Source organism: Enterobacter sp. E1, from assembly GCF_016809815.1.
GTDB classification, from domain to species: Bacteria; Pseudomonadota; Gammaproteobacteria; order Enterobacterales; family Enterobacteriaceae; genus Enterobacter; species Enterobacter adelaidei.
This window is the reverse complement of the sequence record NZ_JAFBJM010000003.1, coordinates 318365-339761: the sequence shown is the minus strand read 5'-3', so window position 1 is coordinate 339761 and position 21397 is coordinate 318365. Positions and strand designations below refer to the sequence as shown.

Sequence of the window (21397 nt, the reverse complement as noted above, 5' to 3'; positions counted from 1 at the left end):
TGCCGTAAGCAGAGGCTCCAAAGTTGCGAATCATAGCATAAGGCGGGCGCGGAGGATGCGCCAGAGATGTAAAAGATGTGTATAGGGTTTTATGCGCGCTGGTGCCCCCTCCCACAGGGAGAGGGAGAAAGATGATTAGCGGCCGCCGCGGATCAGGCCGCCCATACCGCGTCGTTCCATAAACGCAGCAACCTGATGACGGACTTCAGTAGCCAGTTGCGCTTCCAGGCTGCGTACAGCCAGCTCTCGGGCATCGTCGATTTCAATATGCCGCAACAGGTACTTCACACGTGCAACGGCGCGACCGTTCATAGACAGATGGCGGTATCCCAGACCAATCAGGATCGCGACGCACATTGAATCCCCGGCCATTTCACCACACAGGCGTAAATCAATCCCGTACTGTTCCGCATCACGAGCGATCATCGCTAACGCGCGGATTATCGCCGGGTGCAGGCTGTCGTAGATACTGGCGACACGGGTGTTGTTACGGTCGACGGCCAGGATATATTGCGTCAGGTCGTTCGTGCCGACAGAGATAAAATCAACCCGGTTGGCCAGTTGCGGCAACATGAAGACCATAGACGGCACTTCGAGCATCACCCCAATCCGCGGTTTCGGGATCGCGTAGCCAATCATCTCTTCGACTTCACGGCCAGCGCGTTCGATCAAGCGCCGTGATTCGTCGATCTCATCAATGCTGGTGACCATCGGCAATAAAATGCTGAGATTGCCCGTCGCGGCATTCGCGCGCAGCATGGCGCGCACCTGGATCAGAAAGATCTCCGGCTGGTCGAGCGTAATACGGATCCCGCGCCAGCCCAGACACGGGTTCTCTTCGCTGATCGGCATATAGGGCAACTGTTTATCAGCGCCGACATCCAGAGTACGCAGGGTGACAGGTTTGTCGTTAAACATCTGCAGCATTCCCTGATACTGCGCAACCTGCTCTTCTTCTGAGGGGAACCCACTTTGCAGCATGAACGGGATTTCGGTGCGGTATAAGCCGATACCATCAATGCGACTGCCAAGCTTTTCTTCGTGCTCAGGGCTTAAGCCGGCGTTGAGCATAACTTTGATCCGCTCACCGCTCTTTAGCTGTGCGGGCAGGTTAACGTCATCTTCTGCCAGCTTGCTTAATTCGTTCTCTTCACTGATAAGACGCTGGTATTCCTGGAGCAGAACCGGCTCAGGATCAACCAACAGCTCACCGCGATAGCCATCGACAACCAGCGTGCGTCGATGCAGCACTGACGGCTGGATATCTGCGCCCATCACGGTAGGAATACCCAGTGCACGCACCATAATGGCAGCGTGTGAGTTGGCGGCACCATCGCGCACTACCACACCGGCCAGCCTGTCCTGAGGCAGCTCAGCCAGCGTCGTCGCGGAGAGTTCATCGGCGACCAGCACAAACCGTTTTGGCCAGGCATTTGGCCCCTGAATGGTGTCATCCAGATGGAACAGCAGTCGTTGTCCCAGGGTTCGGAGATCTCCCGCCCGCTCTTTCAGGTAACCATCAGTCAGTGCCGCAAATTGCTCGGCAAATTTTTCGATAACCTTTTTAACGGCCCACTCCGCGACTGAGCCTTTATCCACTTCCGCAAAAAGCTCGCGACGCAAACGCGCATCGGAAAGCAGGTGTGAATAGAGATCAAAAATGGCCGCCGTCTCTTTTTGCGCACCTGCGGCAAAGCGTTTGCTGTAACGACGAAATTCATTCGCCGCCTCTTCCAGCGCAGCAGTAAGACGCTCACGCTCAAGCGCTTCATCAAGCGTTGAGGCTTCGTAAACCTGCTCCATTAACGGTAGCGTGGCGTCCATCCAGCCTTCTGCAATCGCCACACCTGGCGACGCAGGAAGGGCGCGAATGCGAGTATGCCGATATTGACCGAAAAGGGCGGCAAGCTGAGACTGAGAGAGGATCGCCGCCATCTGCGTGGCCAGCGTGACGAGGAAAGACTCTTCGCTTTCATCGTACTGACGCAGCTCGCGCTGCTGAACAACCAGCACGCCGAGCAGCTGGCGACGCTGGATAATCGGCACGCCAAGAAACGCGCGGAAGCGCTCTTCTTTTACGGAAGGGATGTATTTAAAGCTGGGGTGTTTTTGCGCGTCGGCAAGGTTGATAGGTTCAGCCAGCCGCCCAACCAGACCCACGATACCTTCATCAAATGCGAGCGTTACGGTGCGTCCGCGTGGTTTTTTCAAACCACGGGTCGCCATCAGGTAATAGCAGCGCCGATCGTGGTCGGCCAGATACACCGAACAGACCTCGGTCTCCATCGCAAGACAGATGTCAGTGACCAGAATGTTCAGCGCCTCATTGAGACGCGGAGCACTGGCCACCTTCTCGACTATTTCTCGCAAGCGGGTGAGCATGATTTGCGTAGCTTAACCTCTTTTACGTCGCCAGGCAGGTGCGCTCTGCGGCTTAGGGGGGATCTCCTGAAGCTGCATTACCACACTTGCGAACTCTTTCATCACCCTACGGTAAACATCGCGTTTAAATGACACGACCTGACGAACAGGATACCAATAGCTTACCCAGCGCCAACCATCAAACTCCGGCGTACTGCTGGTTTGCATATTGATGTCTGAATCGTTGCCCACCAACTGCAACAGAAACCACTTCTGTTTCTGGCCGATACAAACCGGCTTTGTGTCCCAACGCACCAAACGTTTCGGTAACTTGTAACGCAACCAGTTGCGGGTCGAAGCCAGGATGCGAACATCTTTTCGGCTTAAACCGACCTCTTCAAAAAGCTCCCGGTACATCGCTTGTTCTGGGGACTCTCCTGGATTGATCCCGCCTTGCGGGAACTGCCAGGAGTGCTGACCATATCGCCGGGCCCACATTACCTGGCCCTGACGATTACAAATTACTATTCCTACGTTCGGGCGGTAGCCATCGTCATCAATCACCGGACTACCCCAAACTAAACCTTATATATGAATGATTGTTTCACACTACAGGGAGGCGGTAAACCACTCTCTTACAGGCCTGCAACCTAATAACATTTGAATAACTCACAAATAAGTGCTGAGTTATAAACAGATAAGAGCCAGCAAAGGGATTTTTATTCACCTTTTCTGTGGATATAGTTGTGAAAAAGTGTCTGATTACCGATGAACAACCTCAATCCCCGTCTGCGTCCCGCTTTCATCAATATTATATAATGATATTATTTTCATGCAGTTAAGTGTGTCATCACAAACAAAACACAGAATAGCGTGACGATCATCACATCAGGGATCGTCGCGCTGATGAAAGATCGAACAGCGTCGGTTTTATCCACAGATTGTGCCAATAAGTTAGGCACAAATTGTCTGAAAATTCGATTTTCATCGCACGTCAAGGCTGTAAATTGAAACAGTAGTCAGGGTTATGCCCAGTTATCCCATTTTTCTGTGGATAACATGGTGTAAGATCCTGTTCATTGTCAGTGACCAGATTTGAACAACCGGTTTTTCTTCTCAGGTGAAACGATTTCAAACTAATAAAAAAACCTATAAATCATACACATGGAATATTCGTACAGAAAAAGTTAAACTCTATCCACAGGGGACAATTTCTTCGTTTATTTTTTAATCAAAAGGTTATCTTCATGCATCCGCTTACACCCTTGCTTTCACCTCCATCCAGCGAAGGCCAGTTGCTCCAGCAGGCTCAACGCCTGGCTGGCTTTTCGCTGGGCGAGCTGGCGGCAATGGCCGGGATTCCGATCCCGAAGGATCTGAAACGGGATAAAGGCTGGACGGGCATGCTGCTTGAACTGTGGCTGGGTGCCAGTGCGGGGAGTAAACCAGAGCAAGATTTTGCGGCTCTTGGCGTAGAGTTAAAAACCATTCCCATAGACAGCCAGGGGAAGCCACTTGAGACCACCTTTGTCTGCGTTGCGCCATTAACCGGCAATACCGGTGTGACATGGGAGACCAGCCACGTTCGCCATAAGCTGAAACGCGTGCTTTGGGTACCGGTTGAAGGTGAACGCCACATTCCACTGGCCGATCGTCGCGTTGGCGCACCGCTGCTCTGGAGCCCGAATGAAGAGGAGGAGCATCAATTGCGTCTGGACTGGGAGGAACTGATGGATATGATCGTTCTTGGCCAGGTAGAGCGCATCACAGCCCGACACGGGGAAGTGTTACAGCTGCGCCCGAAGGCAGCCAACAGTAAAGCGCTTACCGAAGCGATCGGTGCGCAGGGCGAGCCAATACTGACGTTGCCGCGCGGCTTTTATCTCAAAAAGAATTTCACCGGCGCAGTGCTTGCACGCCATTTTTTACTAAAAACATAGTTTTTTACTCATTTTGAGAGATCCCAAACATAATCATCTGGTTTTTAAGATTTTACCGCTTCCTCCTGCCGGCATATCGGGTTAATACTACACTATGATTTGATACCAGCCAGGTGAGGACGATAACGATGAAAAAATGGGCAGTGTTAATTTCAGCAGTCGGCTTAGCGTTTGCAGTATCGGGCTGTAGCAGCGATTACGTCATGGCGACAAAAGATGGTCGGATGATCCTGACCGACGGAAAACCTGAAGTGGATGATGATACCGGTCTGGTCAGCTATCGCGATCAGCAAGGCAATAAAATGCAGATCAACCGCGACGAAGTCTCACAAATTATCGAGCGATAAACAGAGAGAGGTCAGTCGCTTGCTGGCCTTTTTGATTTTTTTCTTCCCCTTTTGCTTCCCCTCTGCCATGTTTATATTCCTTTGTCGGGAAGTTCCTGACGCGGTCTACATGTCTATTGAAGGAAGCCGGCTATGCATTATCACCGTATCCCCCACAGCTCTCTGGAGATAAGCCAATTGGGGTTGGGCACGATGACATTTGGTGAACAAAACAGCGAAGCCGATGCCCATGCGCAACTCGATTATGCCGTCAGCCAGGGGATTAACCTGATTGATGTCGCAGAGATGTACCCTGTCCCCCCGCGTCCGGAAACACAGGGGCTTACCGAAACCTACGTCGGTAACTGGCTGACAAAACGTGGCAACCGTGAAAAGCTGGTCATTGCGTCGAAAGTCAGCGGCCCCGCACGTAATAACGATGCTGGGATCCGTCCAAATCAGATCCTCGATCGCAAGAATATCCGTGCCGCGCTCGATGCCAGCCTGAAGCGCCTGCAAACAGATTATCTCGACCTGTACCAGGTTCACTGGCCTCAGCGTCCAACAAACTGCTTTGGTAAACTCGGCTACAGCTGGAATGAGAGCGCCCCTGCCGTTACGCTACTGGAAACGCTGGAAGCGCTGACCGAGTGCCAGCGAGCGGGTAAAATCCGCTACATCGGCGTATCTAACGAAACGGCCTTTGGTGTGATGCGTTACCTGCACCTGGCGGATAAACACGATCTGCCGCGTATCGTCACCATCCAGAATCCGTACAGCCTGCTTAATCGCAGCTATGAAGTGGGGCTGGCCGAAGTGACGCAGTATGAAGAAGTGGAACTGCTCGCCTATTCCTGTCTCGGATTTGGCACGCTGACGGGGAAATACCTGAACGGCGCGAAACCGGCTGGCGCGCGTAATACCCTCTTTAGCCGCTTTACCCGCTACAGCGGCGAGCAGACGCAGAAAGCCGTTGCAGCCTATGTAGATATCGCGAAACGTCACGGTCTTGATCCGGCGCAGATGGCGCTGGCCTTCGTACGTCGTCAGCCGTTTGTTGCGAGCACCCTACTGGGCGCGACCACTATGGAACAGTTGAAAACCAACATTGAGAGTTTCCATCTGAACCTGAGTGAAGAGGTGTTAGCGGAGATTGAAGCGGTGCATCAGGTATATACATACCCGGCACCATAGCTGGACGCTTTTGCCGGGTGGCGGCTTCGCCTGACCCGGCAAAGAACTCAACGCCGACGCTGCCAGATCCACAAGCCAGCAATCGCCAGCGCAAACAGCCCACCAAACCCGACGCCAATCCCCACCACCGGCACGCCCACTTTTACCGCCAGCGAGTAAAGTCCCAGCATCAACAGCATCGCCAGGTTTTCACCCAGGTTTTGTACCGCAATGGCGTTGCCTGCACCGACAGTTTGCTTGCCACGTTCCTGCAGTAGCGCATTCAGCGGCACCACGAAGAATCCACCCAGAATACCAATCAGGATCAGGAGGGCATAAGCTGGCAATAGCGCGTGTTGCAGCGAGAAAATAAGCACGACTACGCCAATAAGGATCCCTGCCGGCATACAACGCGCCACCGTCTCAAGCGTCACCAGTTTCGCTGCCGCCCCCGCACCAACAACAATCCCGATTGCGACCATCGCATTAAGGTAGGTTGGAGTCGCATTGTCGGTGATACCCAGCGCCACCGGCACCCATAGCACCAGCAGGAAGCGCAGCGTGACACCCGCTCCCCAGAACATACTGGTTCCCATCAGGGAGAAGCGCGTTTCACCGTTACGCCACAGCACGCGACAGGCGTTGAAGAAACTGCCGGTCATCGGCTTAAAGCGCCAGGATTGTCCCGGGCGTGCAACTGGCAGCTTCGGGATAAACAGGTTAGCCACAACCGCCCCGCCATACACCACCGCACAGACCCCCAGAGCGGCCAGCACATGCCAGTCGGCAAGCACCCCACCCGCAACGGAGCCAAGCAGGATGGCTGCAATGGTGGAAGACTCCATCAGACCATTGGCTTTCACCAGCTTATCACCCGTTGTCAGCTCCCCGAGGATGCCATATTTCGCCGGGGAGTAAGCGGCAGCGCCAATGCCCACCAGCGTATAGCCAATGAACGGATTAAAACCAAAACAAATGCTTGCGGCACCCAGCAATTTCAGGCCGTTAGCAAACATCATCACCCGGCCTTTCGGGAAACTGTCCGCCACCTGCCCCACAAAGGGGGCAAAGATAATGTAAGCGCCCACAAACACCATCTGCAGGATCGGCTGGCTCCAGTCTGGATAAAACTCGGCTTTCAGCAGCGCCAGAGTGGCAAACAGCAGCGCGTTATCACCGAACGCAGAGAGAAACTGCGCGGCGATGACCGCCATCATGCCTTTTGATCTGAGCGATGTGTTAGTGTGTACTGACTCACGCATTTTGCTGTTCCGCCTCTTCAACCATGCCTTTCAGGGTCACGAAATCGGGCTTCCCGCTCCCCAGCACCGGGAGCTGCTTCAGGTAGCGAATATCGCGCGGCACCGCCAGTTCAGGGATACCATGTTCACGCGCATAGCTAAGTAGCCTGTCGCGCTTAAGCTCACTGTCAGTGGTAAACAGCACCAGCGCCTCACCTTTGCTGGCATCACTCTTCACCACGGTCGCATGAATCTTATCCGCGGAGACGGCCGTCGCCAGTTGCTCAACCATTTCCAGAGAGACCATTTCACCGGCGATTTTGGCGAAGCGCTTTGCACGCCCCTGGATCTGCACAAAACCTTGTTCATCAAAACGGACAATATCGCCGGTGTCGTACCATCCCGTTTCAACCTCACCCTTAACGTTTTCCGCCGTCGGCGCTTCCAGCACACCCGGGTTTTCCACGCGCAGATAACCGTTCATCACGTTTGGCCCTTTCAATTGCAAACGGCCACCATCCTCAATGCCCGGCACGGCCAACAAGCGCGCATCCATCCCCGGCAGAATTCGGCCAACCGTACCCGGTTTTGCCGCCATCGGCACGTTAATCGAAACCACCGGTGCGCACTCGGTCACACCATAGCCTTCAAGAATGCGCAAACCAAACTTGTCCTGCCAGATTTGACGCGTGCTCTCCTGCAGCTTTTCTGCGCCAGCTACCACATACCGCACGCGATAGAAATCATACGGGTTGGCAAAACGCGCATAGTTACCCAGGAAAGTAGATGTCCCGAACAGGACGGTGCAGTTACGGTCATACACCAGCTCCGGCACAATGCGGTAATGTAGCGGGCTTGGATAGAGGAACACTTCAGCACCGGTCAGCAGCGGCGTAAACAGCCCCACCGTCAGGCCAAAGGAGTGGAACAGCGGTAGCGCCGACATAAAACGGTCATTCGCAGTAAAGTCAGCAATGCTTTTGATCTGCTCAACGTTCGCCAGAATACTCTTGTGACTGTGGACAACACCTTTGGGGTTACCTTCCGAACCAGAGGTAAAGAGGATAATCGCATCATCTTCCGGCTGCTGTTTGACCTGCGCCAGACGCGGCATCAGCAGGTGAGCAAAAATCCACAGCTTATCGCCAGTGGTCACGTCTGCTTTCAGATCTTCCAGGAAGACCCAGCGCACCTGGGTGAGCTGTTCGGGAAGATGCCAGAGCTTGCCTTTATCCAGGAACTGTCGAGAGGTAAAAACAGTGTTAATCTGAGCGGCGGTGATGGCGCTGGTCAGCCCCTTCACACCCGCCGTGTAGTTCATCATCGCCGGTATACGACCACGCGAAACGGCACCAAAAATCACTGCAGCGCTGATGCCCGCGTTAGGCAGCATCAGACCAATTTTTTCACCCTTCTTACTGTATTTTTCCAGAATGCGGCCCACAAACAGGGTCTTAGTCAGCAGTTTGCGATAGGTATCCGGGGTAAAGTTGATGTCTTCGATACAGTTTTTCTTCGCCCCATAGCGGTATTGTGCGGAAAGGAGGGACTCGTAGAGCGTTTCGCGCGGACGAACGGCCATACGCGCTTCCATCATAATCTGGTGCAGCATTTCACCCGCGATTTTACGACGATCGCGGGCACGCGGTGCGTCAGGCATCGGTAACGAGGTTGGCGGCAGAATATGCAGCGTTATTTTGGGGAACAGGCGCTGCTTTACCAGTCCCTTAAGACGGCTGAAGCGGGTTAACTCCGCCCCTTCAATACGCAGTGGTACCACGGTGGCTTTTGACTTCGCCGCCACAAACCCCGCGCCGTCGTAGATTTTCATCAGCGAGCCCGTCACCGAGATGCGTCCCTCAGGGAAGATGACCACCGGACGCCCCTGCTCCACCAGACGTACCAGATGTTTAATCATCATCGGTTTAGTCGGGTCGAGCGGCACGAAATCAATCAGCGGTGTGAGCCAACGCATATACCACTGCTGGCTGATGGAGGTATAAACCGCAAACACCGGACGCACGGGCAAAAACAGCGCCAGTAAAATGCCATCTATAAAGGAAATATGGTTTGGTGTGATAAGAACGCGTTCACCGCGAAGTGCCTGGGCATCGCCAGTGACGCGGATTCGAAAAAGAATACTGAATAGTGTACGGAAGAACCCAAATAGCATCTCAACTCCCTTTGCCAGCCAGTGTGGAGGGTTGATAGTAAATGGTGGCAGATTACACGAGAAGTGATACAGGAGCGACAGCTAAAGTGGAGGCGAAAAAAAACCTGCGCATCCGCGCAGGTTGGTGCAAGAGATGAGTACGAAACCGTACTAAGAATTCTCACCAATCAATACCTCTGGGATCTCAACTCTACCAACCTCTTTCACGTCCTCGCTATCGGACAATCGCAACAGCCTGAGGCAAAGTGTAACTAAAGGTTCAGATTGACATTATTCAGACATGACTAGTCGTGTAACGATTACACCGTCAGGGTTGTGCTGCGTCACGTTTGTGGAGAACTGAAATCCACTCCCCTTGAATGCGCACCACTTTTCCGCAACACTACCGGGTGTGTAAACGCTTACCCCCACTAAGAAGGTATTTAATGGCGACAATAAAGGATGTGGCCCGTCTGGCAGGAGTTTCGGTGGCAACCGTCTCGCGCGTGATTAACGACTCGCCTAAAGCCAGTGACGCATCACGCCAGGCTGTGCAAAGCGCCATGGAATCCCTGAACTACCATCCCAATGCCAATGCCCGCGCGCTCGCCCAGCAGTCCACTGAAACCATTGGGCTGGTCGTGGGTGATGTGTCTGATCCCTTTTTCGGTGCGATGGTTAAAGCGGTGGAGCAAGTGTCTTATCAGACAGGCAATTTTTTGCTGATTGGTAATGGCTACCATAATGAACAAAAAGAACGCCAGGCCATCGAACAGCTTATCCGCCACCGCTGCGCGGCGCTGGTTGTTCACGCCAAAATGCTTCCCGATACCGAACTTATTCATCTGATGAAGCAGATCCCCGGCATGGTGATCATCAACCGTATAATTCCCGGGTTTGAAAAACGCTGCGTGGCGCTCGATGACCGCTATGGTGCCTGGCTCGCTACCCGTCATCTGATTCAACAGGGACACACACGAATTGGTTATCTCTGTTCAAACCACCCCATTTCTGATGCGGAAGATCGGCTACAAGGTTACTACGATGCCTTGCGCGAAAACGGTCTCCCGTGTAATGACCGCCTGGTAGCCTACGGTGAGCCGGATGAGAGCGGTGGTGAGCAGACTATGACTGAGCTGCTTGGCCGTGGACGAAATTTCACCGCCGTTGCCTGTTATAACGACTCCATGGCCGCCGGGGCAATGGGGGTGCTAAATGACAACGGGATTGAGGTGCCGTCAGAAATTTCACTCATTGGTTTCGATGATGTGCTGGTCTCCCGCTACGTGCGCCCGCGCCTGACCACGGTACGTTATCCTATCATCACGATGGCAACGCAGGCCGCAGAGCTGGCGTTAGCCCTGGCTGAGAAACGCCAGCCACCGGACATTACCCATCTCTTCAGCCCGACCTTAGTGCGCCGTCACTCCGTAGCATCGCCAGCAGAAGCAGGAGAGGAATAGCGATAAAGGTGTACCGTTTTATTCGGGTACTCCAGTGCATCGCCAATATACTGCCAGCCGTAACGTTCATAGAAGTCACGGCAGGCAGACCACAAATGCAGCTCGCGATGCCCGGCCTGAGCAGCATAGGTCATAACATGCTGCTGGAGTTGCCCGGCTAACCCTTTACCACGCGCCGCGTCGTCAACGTACAACGCCGCCAGCCACGGGAAGAGATCCTGCCGGGTGATCAGATCGCAACGCCAGAGCCCCACAGTACCGAGAAGCTGTTCGTTTTGCACAGCAATAAAGGTCAATGGCAAAGCACCCGGCGTCTGGCTGTGCTCAACAATGCTATGAAAAAACGCCCGGGGAAGCCCCTCACCAAAGGCGTGCCAGATCCAGTCGGTCACTTGCTCCGCATACTGCGGTGCGGCGTAAAGCGGCAGAATGTCAGCCTTATCCATGTTTTACCTGTGTTTTTCAGTTCGATGCTCAGGCCTGATGCCCCCAGCCAGTTTGTACACTATTTTATCAGAACCCGGCCATTTTCGTTGACTGCGGGCAGGCCGTTATGTCGGCGGGCGGATCGTTACCAAAAAGCGTGATCGTGGCAGAAGTTTTGCGTCCCCCGCATCGCTTATACGCTGCGAGGTCTGTGTTAAACTGCAGACCATTACGTGGAAGCAGGAATGTAGAATGGCAACAATGCTGGATGTCTCACTGCGTGCGGGCGTGTCGAAGGCCACGGTATCGCGCGTACTGAACGGCACAGGTCAGGTTAAAGAGAGTACGCGTCAGCAGGTGTTTGCTGCGATGGAAGAGCTGGGCTACCGCCCGAACTTTCTCGCGCGTTCACTGGCTAACCAGACCAGCAACAGCATTGGTCTGGTCGTCTCAACCTTCGATGGTTTTTACTTTGGTCGCCTTCTGCAACAGGCATCACGGCAGACCGAAACCCACGGGAAACAGCTGATCGTCACGGATGGACACGACGCACCAGAGCAGGAAGAACAGGCAGTGCAGATGCTGGCCGATCGCAAATGTGATGCCATTGTGCTGTACACGCGTTATATGAGTGAAAAAGCGATCATCAAACTGATGAATACCGTGCAAACCCCGCTGGTGGTTATCAACCGTGAAGTCAGCCAGGCGCCGGATCGCTGTGTGTTCTTCGAACAACAGGATGCTGCCTTTAAGGCAGTGGATTACCTGATCAATCAGGGTCACCGGGAGATCGCCTGTATCACCGTCCCGATCCATACCCCAACAGGGAAAGCGAGACTGATGGGCTACCGTAAGGCGCTGGAAAAGCACGGCATTCGTCTGGACGAACGCCGGGTAAAGTATGGCGATGCGGGAATGACGCGGGGATATGAGCTGTGTAAAGAGCTCATTGCCGATGGCGTGTCGTTTAGCGCCCTGTTTGCCTGTAACGATGATATGGCGCTGGGTGCATCCAAAGCGTTACACCAGGCGGGGCTTAAGATCCCGCAGGATATTTCGCTGTTCGGTTTTGACGATGCCCCAAGCGCGAAATGGCTGGAACCTGCACTTTCATCGGTTTATCTGCCTATCGACAATATGATTGTCACCGCTATCGATCAGGCCATCAGGCTGGCAAAAAACCAGCCTGTCGATGCGATCCCGCCGTTTACCGGCACGCTGGTACTTCGCGATTCGGTCACCACGGGGCCGTACTTTAATCAAATGAGTTCCAGCGCCAGCAGTTCCTGAATGGTCTGGCGACGGCGGATCAGCCGTGCCTTGCCGTTATCAAACAGCACTTCCGGCAGCAGCGGGCGACTATTGTAGTTAGATGACATAGAAGCCCCGTAGGCACCGGTATCGTGCAGTACAAGATAATCGCCCGGTTTGACCTCTGGCAGCGCGCGGGTTTCCACTTTGCCACCTTCCTGCTGAGTGAACACGTCACCCGATTCGCACAGCGGCCCCGCAACGACCGTCTCACGGCGCGGCGCGTGCGTTAAATCGCGTCCATCGGCAGCCAGTGCCGTTATGTGGTGATAGCTGCCGTACATGGACGGACGCATCAGGTCGTTAAAACCGGCATCAATCAACACGAAATGACGTGAGCCCATCTCTTTCACACTGCGAACCTGCGCCACCAGCACGCCGGCTTCGGCAACCAGGAAACGCCCCGGCTCAATTTCCAGCTTCACAGCGTGGCCCAGATGCGCAGCGATTTGGTCACGCGCGGCGCTCCACAGACCGTAATAGTGATCGGTATCGATCGCCTCTTCACCTTCACGGTAAGGAATAGAAAGCCCGCCACCTGCGGAGATCGCCTTCAGGTCCTGACCAAAATCGACAACCTGACGCACCATCGCCCCGCAGACCTGCTCAAGATGCGCATAATCCACGCCAGAGCCAATGTGCATATGAATGCCGACCAGCTTCAGGTTATAACGCTGCAACACGTCAAGCGCGGCTGGCATATCGGCATACCAGATACCGTGTTTGCTGTTTTCGCCGCCGGTGTTGGTTTTTTGGCTATGACCATGACCAAAACCCGGGTTCACGCGTAACCAGACGCGATGACCTGGTGAAACCTGGCCTAGCTGCTCAAGCATATCCACAGACCCGGCATTCACCGGTACCTGCAATTCATGTACGCGCGCAAGCGTCGCTTCATCGATCACATCGGCAGTGAAGACGATCGCATCTGGATCGGTTTTCGGATCAAACCCGGCCACCAGCGCACGCTCGATTTCGCCCAGTGAAACGGAATCCACTTTCACGCCCTGCTCACGCATCAGGCGCAGAATGTGAATATTGGAGCATGCCTTTTGAGCAAAGCGCACCACGTCAAACTGATGCAGAGCGGCGATCTTCTCGCGAACGATCTGTGCGTCGTAGACCCAAACCGGGCAGCCAAACTCCGCTGGCAAGCGCAGCAGATTTTCAGCGTTCAAATCGGTATCAGTCTGGTTGAGTGGGCGTGGCATGGTCTTCTCCGGATAAATTCATTTTTTTATGATTACGCCACAGCGGAAAAAGAATAAAAAATATCGTTTTATCGCGAGTCTATGCAAAAATGATATGGATACTCCTCTGCTTTCAGGTGCCCTATGCCCGCCGTCAACTTACGCCATATCGAGATTTTTCACGCTGTGATGACCACCGGCAATCTCACCGAAGCCGCGCAGATGCTGCATACCTCACAGCCGACGGTGAGCCGGGAACTGGCACGCTTCGAGCAGGTGCTTGGGTTGAAGCTGTTTGAACGCACCCGCGGCAGGTTACACCCAACGGTGCAAGGGTTGCGTTTGTTCGAGGAAGTTCAGCGCTCCTGGTACGGGCTGGACCGAATTGTCAGCGCGGCGGAGAGCTTACGTGAATTTCGCCAGGGCGAGTTGTCGATTGTCTGTCTGCCCGTGTTTTCGCAGTCGTTTCTGCCGATGCTGATACAGCCTTTTCTGGCCCGTTATCCCGAGGTGAACCTGACCATCGTCCCGCAGGAGTCACCGCTTCTTGAAGAGTGGCTTTCGGCGCAGCGTCATGACCTGGGATTAACCGAAACCCTCGCTACGCCGGCGGGAACGCAGCGCACAGAATTACTGGCGCTAGATGAGGTCTGCGTCCTGCCTGCTGGCCATCCCCTTGCCAAAAAAAGCGTACTGACCCCTGCGGATTTCCACGGCGAGAACTACATCAGCCTGTCACAGACGGACAGCTACCGGCAGCTGCTGGATACGCTCTTTACCGAGCATCAGGTGAAACGAAGAATGGTGGTCGAAACGCACAGTGCCGCATCTATTTGCGCAATGGTTCGTGCCGGCGTGGGCGTCGCGGTGGTTAATCCGCTCACGGCGCTGGATTATGCGGAAAGTGGAGTTGTGGTTCGACAGTTTAGCGTTTCAGTCCCCTTTACCGTCAGCCTGATCCGCCCGATGCATCGTCCGGCCTCTGCGCTGGTAGACGCGTTCAGCGGACATCTGCAAAGTGGGTTAAGCACGCTAACCGCACAACTGAAGAAGGTACTGGAAAAGACGCCCGACTAAGTCAGCGGGCGTCCTCTGACTCAGTTAAAACGCTTAGCCACAGCGGCAACACGCTCACCGAATTTTACTGCCGTTTGCAGATCGCCGCTGGCAATCGCGCCCGCATCCGCATCTGACGGAGACTGTACCAGCAGCCCGACAGAGCCACCGAGGTTGTTGATATCCTGACGCGTTGCAGCCTGCGTATTCGATGGCGGCAGACCCAGACTCACCCAAATCCCACCATGCTGCGATGCTAGCGTTTGCAGGTATTGCAGGGAAACTTGCTTGTCACCGTTCAGGCTCGCACTGTTACTGAAGCCCGCGAATACTTTGTCCTGCCAGCTGCGAACGAACCAGGCTTTAGAGGTGGCATCAGCAAATTTCTTAAACTGCCACGGCACACCGCCCATGTAAGTTGGCGCCCCAAAAATAATCGCCTTTGCCTCGTTCAATTTTTGCCAGTCGCTTTCCTGAATCTCACCATTGCTGTCGATGGCGATCAGTTCAGCCTGCGCGCCCTCTGCAACTGTTTCAGCAACACGTTGGGTGTGGCCGTAGCCTGAATAATAGATAACTACAACGCTCATAATAGATCTCCTGATGCAATATTGCCTTGTGAGTCAAAAGATTAAGACGGTTTTAAAATTGCTCTGCGAGCAGTTGCCATTTTCGGTTCCCTGGTATCAAATAGAAACCTTACGTCGTTTTATACACGCAAATATTCGCGGGCGTAAGAAGGCACTTTTACCTCACCTGGTTACCTCGAGGGAACCACCATGACTGAGTCTGTCGTACTGAAAAAGGAGATGCCTCCTTATAACGTGTTCGATGAGCGCTGCCCTACCCGCGACGTGCTGGCGCGTATCGCCGACAAATGGGCGCTGCTGATCCTCGCGCGTCTTGAAAACGGGCCAATGCGCTTTAACAAGCTGCAACGTGATATTCAGCGGATCACCAAAAAGGTACTGACCCAGGCATTACGCAAGCTGGAACGCGATGGGCTGGTTTCACGTGAGGTTTTCGCGACGGTACCGGTGACGGTGGAGTACAGTCTGACGCCGCTGGGACAGGCGTTAACCGAAACAGTGACCGTGCTGGCACACTGGGTGGAAAGTAATATGGATGCGATTGTGGCGGCGCAATCCGCTTATGACGCCGCCAATGCACAGACCTGAGCCGGGGCGTTCCCGACGCAAGCCCGCTCAGGAGAGCATAAACTCCACGGCATCGGCAGCATGAATCGCTGTGGTATCAAACACCGGGATTGGACTGCGCGCTACCGGAACCAGTAAGCCGATCTCAGTACAGCCAAAGATCACACCTTCTGCCCCCTGCTGTGCAAGCTTCTCGATCACGCTGACGTAATACGCGCGGGAAGGTTCACTGAATGTCCCCAGGCAAAGCTCATCAAAGATAATCTGATTGATGCGTGCCCGGTCAGCCTCATCCGGGATCAGGCTTTCAATCCCAAACTCACTGCTCAAGCGACCGCGATAGAAATCCTGCTCCATGGTATAGCGCGTTCCCAGCAGTGCCACACGCGACATTCCGGATGCAGCAATTTTACGCCCGGTCGCATCGGCGATATGCAGGAAGGGTAACGAGCAACGCTCTTCTATCCGGGAAGCAACTTTATGCATGGTGTTCGTACAGAGCAAAATTCCCTCAGCTCCCGCACGCTCCAGCCCCAGCGCCGCCTGTGCCAGGATCTCCCCGGCTTTATCCCATTCACCGCTCGACTGGCAGGCCTCGATTTCATGGAAATCAACGCTGTGCAGCAGCAAGCTTGCGGAGTGCAGGCCGCCCAGACGCTGCTTTACCCCTTCATTAATCAGGCGGTAATACGGGATTGTTGATTCCCAGCTCATTCCACCTAACAGACCGATTGTTTTCATCACCCCTCCTTATCTCTTGTCTCTCTTTTAACACAACCGACGCCAATAAAAAAAGGCGCTGTATTCAGCGCCTTGTTAACCTGCAGAGTTTATTCCGTCACCAGCTCCGGCAGCGGATTACGGGTGAGCATCGCTTCGCGCAATAAAACGCTACCGCAGGCAAACAGCCCCCCCAGAAGCGCCGCCAGAACGACAATCAATGCCTTACCCGGGCCATCTTTTTTCACCGGCATGGAGGGGGAAAGCTGGTATCTAAATGGCTCAAGTTTGACATCGGCAAAGGAGAGTTTTTTCAGCTGCGCCAGGTGGTATTCGCGGTTCTGGAAATCCGCATTCAGCTCGGTCACGTCCTTCAGATTTTTTTCAATCTGCAGCTTTTGTGCGATCCCGTCAGCGCCGAGCGAAACAGAGTAGTCCGGGTCATCTTTTACCGCCTGTCCGTTGCTGTAGACCGGCTTCTTGATGCCTGCTGCATTCGCCACTTCCAGCGAATAATTCAGTCGCTGCAGGTTAGTATTGTGAATATTGGTCAGGCGGACGCGATCCAGTTCCAGCTGCTGCTCAACAACGTTCTTTTTGAGGGCGATCTGGTTACGGATATTCTGCACCGTCTCTTTCTCGACAATAGCCGTAATATAGTCGATATATCCCTCCAGGACGGATTGAGCATCACCCGCTGTCGGCGCGGTGAAGCTTAATGTCCAGGAGACAAATGGCGCTTTGTCCGCGTCTTTTCCCTGGGCGTCATTCACCGCTTTCATTCTATCTGAGATATTGACTATCGCCCGATGCAGTTCAAGCGGATCCACCTCGGAGTCTTTAAGCTGCGACATCACGTAAGGAGAGGATTTCAGATACTCTTCAAGCAATGACTGCGACTGAAACTTTTTAATGAACAGGTCAAAGACTTCCGGACGGGTAATCTTCACGTCTACATCAAGCACCTGTAATGCCACCATCATCTGGCGCAGCGGGTTCCACTGCGATTGTTCTGCCGGGGTAATCACCGCTTTACTGGTCCACTTCTGCGGCAGTAAAAATGAAACGGCCAACCCCACCAGTGCAAAAACAAGGGTAATGGTGACAATACGCTTTTTCGCTGCCACAAGAACTGCTACCAGGCCGAGAAGATCTATCTCTTTAGCGTGTACGGCCGGGGGGGCATAATGGGGAAAATCAAGATCGGTGCTTTTTTTGATATCCATCTCAGACATATGAAATATTTTTAGGATGCAGTGCATCTTTGCTCAAACGTTAGCGGTGGTCCGATGATACCGCAACTTAAGAATTATCTTAAAATGAAATCTTTTGATTTATCTGTCCCCTGCCAAAATTAGTAGTGAATTTCACCACCTGATTATTGTGATTAAGCGCCCCCTTTATGCCCTTCCGGCATACGTTGTAAGCGCTTAAACAGGCAATACGATCACACGCCTATATTACGCAGTTTCTCTCCCGCCATCAGCTTGCGTTCAATATGTTCCAGCGTGACGCCTTTTGTTTCTGGAATTAACCAGAACGTGACGCCAATAAACGCCACGTTCAGCACCGTATAGAGCCAGAACGTTCCCGCCGCGCCAATGGCGTCCAGCAGCGTCAGGAATGTCGCGCCGATGATCATATTCGATACCCAGTTGGTGGTCGTGGAACAGGTGATGCCAAAGTCACGGCATTTGAGCGGCTGAATTTCGGAGCACAAGATCCACACCACAGGCGCGGCGCTCATCGCATACCCGGCAATACACATCATGGTCATACCGACAGAGAGCCAGGAAAGACCACTTGAGGCCGTACCGTTATCAAACTGCATCAGGCAGTATCCGAGGATCAGCGTACCGAGCGCCATTACGCTGAAACCAATTTTCAGCGCCGGCTTGCGTCCGGCTTTATCCACGGTGAACACCGCAATAAAAGTGGCGAACATAAAGGTAAGCCCCACCACCAGGGTGGCCATCATCTGCTGTTCCGTGGTAGTGAATCCCGCCATTTTGAATATGCGCGGCGCGTAGTACATGATGATATTCATCCCGGTGAACTGCTGCATTGCCTGCAGCAACATGCCGAGGAACACCGCGCGGCGCACGTTGCGGTTGATCTTAAATAACGCCCAGCCTCCCTGCTTCAGCTTCAGGCTTTCACGGATCTCGTTCAGCTCTTCCCGTGCTTTTTCCGAGGTATCGCGCAACATGCGCAGCACCTCTTCGGCCTCCACATGACGTCCTTTTTGCGCCAGCCAGCGCGGACTGTTTGGCAGGAAAACCACCAGTACAATCAGCACCAGTGCCGGTAAAGCCAGCACGCCGAGCATCGCGCGCCAGTTGCCGCTGTAGCTGAAGTAGGTATCGGACAGGAACGCCAAAACAATACCCAGCGTCACCATCAGTTGATACATGCTGATCATCCTGCCACGCACGTTTTCACTCGCCATTTCGGAGAGGTAGAGCGGTGCCGTATAAGAAGCAATCCCGACCGCCACACCGAGCAGCACACGGGAAAGCAGCAACACTTCAACGTTCGTGGCAAACGCGGAACCAATGGAGCCGGCAACAAACAGAATCGCCCCGACCATCAGGCTGTACTTACGCCCCAGGCGGAACGAGAGCCAGCCATTAAACAGTGCGCCGATGGCCGCGCCGAGCATCATGCTGCTCACCACCCACTCCTGCAGACGGCTACTCAGGGTAAAGTGATCGGTTATAAACGGTAATGCACCGGCAATCACGCCGATATCCAGTCCAAATAATAAGCCCGCTACCGCGGCCGCAATGGAAACAAACTGATTCATGCGGCGGGTATCACGCAGCGCAGCGGGCATAAGGGTAGAGTCATTTATAGATGTCATATTTTTCCTGCCTCAACAGCAAAATTCGTTAACTGAAATTACGAGAAAGCGAGGAAAAGTGTCAGGTCGGAAATCGCGAAGTTATGGATTATTCCGCTACGGCATACGGTTCTGTGATGGACATTACAATTTCAACTCGTGGCGAATAATCACGTATTTTTACTAATCAATTAATATCTAAGAAATAAAAGTGTGATTTCCGTCATTTATGATTTTTCAGTATGGATTTTTCATCTTTACCGATATGGACTAAGCCAATTTTACGTAAAAAAAACCTCCGCCCATGGGCAGAGGTGCTTAATACAGATGGAATTAACGCGCCAGCCAGCCACCGTCTACAGCCACGGTGTAACCGTTGATGTAATCTGATGCCGGGGAGGCCAGGAAGACAATCGGCCCCATAAGATCGCCCGGCAGCCCCCAACGGCCAGCAGGAATACGCTCAAGGATTTCCGCGCTACGCTGTTCATCCGCACGCAGCTGCTGCGTGTTGTTGGTCGCCATGTAGCCCGGTGCAATCGCATTGACGTTGATATTATGTTTCGCCCATTCGTTTGCAAGCAGGCGGGTCACGCCCATTACAGCGCTTTTGGACGCGGTGTAAGACGGCACGCGGATACCGCCCTGGAAAGAGAGCATCGAGGCAATATTAATGATCTTGCCGCCTTTCCCTTGTGCGATGAAGTGCTTCGCCGCTGCCTGGGACATAAAGAACACGCTCTTGATGTTCAGATCCATCACATCGTCCCAGTCGCGTTCAGTGAAGCTAATCGCATCTTCACGACGAATCAGTCCGGCATTGTTTACCAGAATGTCGATATGCCCGAATTCCGCGACAGCACGTTCCAGCAGTTCAGGAATGGCGTCGATTTTACGCAGATCGGCAGTCAGGCTCAGGAAACGGCGACCCAGTGCCGTCACGCGTTCAATGGTTTCAGTCGGTTCAACAATATTAATCCCCACAATATCGCAACCCGCTTCCGCCAGACCTAACGCCATCCCCTGACCCAGTCCGGTGTCACACCCGGAAACCACAGCCACTTTCCCCTGAAGAGAGAATGCATCCAGAATCATGTTTATTCCTTACTCTTTCAACGCCTGTCACTCACAGGCAGGTTTATGCTTCACTGCCCGCGACTAGCGCAGATCGCTGACCGCAATATGGTCCATATCATCGAAGACCTGGTTTTCGCCCACCATTCCCCAGATAAAGGTGTAGGCTTTCGTCCCTACGCCGGAGTGAATGGACCAGCTCGGTGAAATCACCGCCTGCTCGTTATGCATCACGATATGGCGCGTTTCCTGCGGCTGTCCCATCATGTGGAACACGCAGGCGTCCTCGTCCATGTTGAAATAGAAGTAGACTTCCATGCGGCGCTCGTGGGTGTGGCACGGCATGGTGTTCCACAGGTTACCCGGCGCGAGTTCGGTCAGCCCCATGCTGAGCTGGCAGGTCTCCAGCACATCCGGCACGAAGTATTTATTGATGGTGCGGCGGTTGCTGGTGAGATTGTCGCCAAGCGTCACAGGGGCAACGTCTGCCGGAGTGACCTTCCTGGTTGGGTAAGTGGAGTGAGCCGGGGCGCAGTTGTAGTAAAACTTCGCAGGCTTGCTGCCGTCGATGCTGGCGAAGATCACATCTTTCGCCCCTTTACCCACGTAAAGCGCCTCGCGATGGCCAATCTCATAGCACTGTCCGTCTACGGTGATGGTACCCGGCCCGCCGATGTTAATCACACCCAGCTCGCGACGCTCGAGGAAATAGCTCACGCCCAGCTGTTTACCGACCTCACCGCCCACGGAGACGCTGCTCGTGACGGGCATAATCCCGCCCACAATAATGCGGTCGATATGGCTGTAGACCAGGGTGTACTTGTCGGCCTCGAACACCTGCTCGACTAAAAACTCATTGCGCAGCCCTTGAGTGTCCAGCATTTTGGCGTGCGCACTGTGGATGCTTTGTCTGATGTCCACGATAACCTCCAGATGTGGTCATGCCCGAAGGCAGAAAATAAACG

General features: G+C 53.8%; 19 protein-coding genes. 7 read left to right on the top strand and 12 right to left on the bottom strand.

The window, feature by feature from the left end; translation table 11 throughout:
• Nucleotides 1–135: 135 nt before the first annotated feature.
• Nucleotides 136–2382 carry a phosphoenolpyruvate--protein phosphotransferase gene (gene ptsP, locus JGF26_RS10705; protein WP_049006181.1) on the bottom strand — a complete coding sequence of 749 codons (2247 nt, stop codon included), beginning with the start codon at nucleotides 2380–2382 and terminating at the stop codon, nucleotides 136–138.
• 12 nt (nucleotides 2383–2394) lie between these two features.
• Entirely contained in the window at nucleotides 2395–2925 is a 531-nt protein-coding gene (rppH, locus tag JGF26_RS10700; RefSeq protein ID WP_013098553.1) for an RNA pyrophosphohydrolase, read from the bottom strand.
• 683 nt (nucleotides 2926–3608) lie between these two features.
• Between rppH and mutH the strand changes: the two genes are divergently transcribed.
• The 3 genes from mutH (at nucleotide 3609) to JGF26_RS10685 (ending at nucleotide 5821) form a co-directional block, all read left to right on the top strand.
• Nucleotides 3609–4301 (top strand): DNA mismatch repair endonuclease MutH, encoded by a 693-nt coding sequence (gene mutH, locus JGF26_RS10695; RefSeq protein WP_028016915.1) that lies wholly within the window; start codon nucleotides 3609–3611, stop codon nucleotides 4299–4301.
• Nucleotides 4302–4429: 128 nt separating this feature from the next.
• Complete coding sequence (locus JGF26_RS10690) at nucleotides 4430–4648, top strand: YgdI/YgdR family lipoprotein (RefSeq protein ID WP_028016916.1); 219 nt, start codon at nucleotides 4430–4432, stop codon at nucleotides 4646–4648.
• Nucleotides 4649–4780: 132 nt separating this feature from the next.
• Nucleotides 4781–5821, top strand: coding sequence for an NADP(H)-dependent aldo-keto reductase (locus JGF26_RS10685; protein WP_108090393.1), 1041 nt, complete (start codon nucleotides 4781–4783; stop codon nucleotides 5819–5821).
• Nucleotides 5822–5868: 47 nt separating this feature from the next.
• Here the strand turns inward: JGF26_RS10685 and lplT are convergent, their stop codons facing one another.
• Both lplT and aas read right to left on the bottom strand, forming a co-directional pair.
• Nucleotides 5869–7062 carry a lysophospholipid transporter LplT gene (gene lplT, locus JGF26_RS10680; RefSeq protein WP_028016918.1) on the bottom strand — a complete coding sequence of 398 codons (1194 nt, stop codon included), beginning with the start codon at nucleotides 7060–7062 and terminating at the stop codon, nucleotides 5869–5871.
• Nucleotides 7055–9214, bottom strand: a complete 2160-nt coding sequence (gene aas / locus JGF26_RS10675) for a bifunctional acyl-ACP--phospholipid O-acyltransferase/long-chain-fatty-acid--ACP ligase (protein ID WP_108090394.1) — start codon at nucleotides 9212–9214, stop codon at nucleotides 7055–7057. The genes lplT and aas overlap by 8 nt, the downstream gene beginning before the upstream one ends.
• Nucleotides 9215–9639: 425 nt before the next feature.
• Between aas and galR the strand changes: the two genes are divergently transcribed.
• Nucleotides 9640–10656, top strand: coding sequence for an HTH-type transcriptional regulator GalR (gene galR / locus JGF26_RS10670; RefSeq protein ID WP_134707888.1), 1017 nt, complete (start codon nucleotides 9640–9642; stop codon nucleotides 10654–10656).
• Here galR and JGF26_RS10665 read toward each other — a convergent pair.
• The gene (locus tag JGF26_RS10665) at nucleotides 10617–11102 is read right to left on the bottom strand and encodes a GNAT family N-acetyltransferase (RefSeq protein ID WP_134707889.1); all 486 of its coding nucleotides are present in this window, start codon (nucleotides 11100–11102) and stop codon (nucleotides 10617–10619) included. The two genes, galR and JGF26_RS10665, sit on opposite strands and share 40 nt — an antisense overlap.
• A gap of 232 nt (nucleotides 11103–11334) precedes the next feature.
• Between JGF26_RS10665 and JGF26_RS10660 the strand changes: the two genes are divergently transcribed.
• The gene (locus JGF26_RS10660) at nucleotides 11335–12372 is read left to right on the top strand and encodes a LacI family DNA-binding transcriptional regulator (protein WP_049006174.1); all 1038 of its coding nucleotides are present in this window, start codon (nucleotides 11335–11337) and stop codon (nucleotides 12370–12372) included.
• Here the strand turns inward: JGF26_RS10660 and lysA are convergent.
• Nucleotides 12342–13604 carry a diaminopimelate decarboxylase gene (lysA, locus tag JGF26_RS10655; protein WP_134707890.1) on the bottom strand — a complete coding sequence of 421 codons (1263 nt, stop codon included), beginning with the start codon at nucleotides 13602–13604 and terminating at the stop codon, nucleotides 12342–12344. The two genes, JGF26_RS10660 and lysA, sit on opposite strands and share 31 nt — an antisense overlap.
• A 123-nt stretch (nucleotides 13605–13727) precedes the next feature.
• Here lysA and JGF26_RS10650 point away from each other — a divergent pair, with 123 nt between their 5' ends.
• Nucleotides 13728–14660 (top strand): LysR family transcriptional regulator, encoded by a 933-nt coding sequence (locus JGF26_RS10650; protein WP_128347300.1) that lies wholly within the window; start codon nucleotides 13728–13730, stop codon nucleotides 14658–14660.
• A gap of 20 nt (nucleotides 14661–14680) precedes the next feature.
• Here the strand turns inward: JGF26_RS10650 and JGF26_RS10645 are convergent, their stop codons facing one another.
• Entirely contained in the window at nucleotides 14681–15232 is a 552-nt protein-coding gene (locus JGF26_RS10645; protein ID WP_200871036.1) for a flavodoxin family protein, read from the bottom strand.
• A gap of 186 nt (nucleotides 15233–15418) precedes the next feature.
• On the opposite strand from JGF26_RS10645, the gene JGF26_RS10640 reads away from it, so the two are divergent.
• Complete coding sequence (locus JGF26_RS10640) at nucleotides 15419–15817, top strand: helix-turn-helix domain-containing protein (RefSeq protein ID WP_203250365.1); 399 nt, start codon at nucleotides 15419–15421, stop codon at nucleotides 15815–15817.
• A 27-nt stretch (nucleotides 15818–15844) separates the two neighbouring features.
• On the opposite strand, the gene JGF26_RS10635 is transcribed toward JGF26_RS10640, so the two are convergent.
• The 5 genes from JGF26_RS10635 to kduI all read right to left on the bottom strand — a co-directional run bounded on the left by JGF26_RS10635 (nucleotide 15845) and on the right by kduI (nucleotide 21353).
• Nucleotides 15845–16537 (bottom strand): aspartate/glutamate racemase, encoded by a 693-nt coding sequence (locus tag JGF26_RS10635; RefSeq protein WP_134707891.1) that lies wholly within the window; start codon nucleotides 16535–16537, stop codon nucleotides 15845–15847.
• An 89-nt stretch (nucleotides 16538–16626) separates the two neighbouring features.
• Entirely contained in the window at nucleotides 16627–17751 is a 1125-nt protein-coding gene (wzz(fepE), locus tag JGF26_RS10630) for an LPS O-antigen length regulator Wzz(fepE) (RefSeq protein WP_128347299.1), read from the bottom strand.
• A 212-nt stretch (nucleotides 17752–17963) separates the two neighbouring features.
• Complete coding sequence (locus tag JGF26_RS10625) at nucleotides 17964–19379, bottom strand: sugar porter family MFS transporter (RefSeq protein ID WP_108090399.1); 1416 nt, start codon at nucleotides 19377–19379, stop codon at nucleotides 17964–17966.
• 312 nt (nucleotides 19380–19691) lie between these two features.
• Nucleotides 19692–20453, bottom strand: coding sequence for a 2-dehydro-3-deoxy-D-gluconate 5-dehydrogenase KduD (kduD, locus tag JGF26_RS10620; RefSeq protein ID WP_028016930.1), 762 nt, complete (start codon nucleotides 20451–20453; stop codon nucleotides 19692–19694).
• A gap of 63 nt (nucleotides 20454–20516) precedes the next feature.
• A complete protein-coding gene (gene kduI / locus JGF26_RS10615; RefSeq protein ID WP_128347298.1) occupies nucleotides 20517–21353 on the bottom strand; it encodes a 5-dehydro-4-deoxy-D-glucuronate isomerase in 837 nt (278 codons plus the stop codon).
• Between the last annotated feature and the right edge of the window lie 44 nt (nucleotides 21354–21397).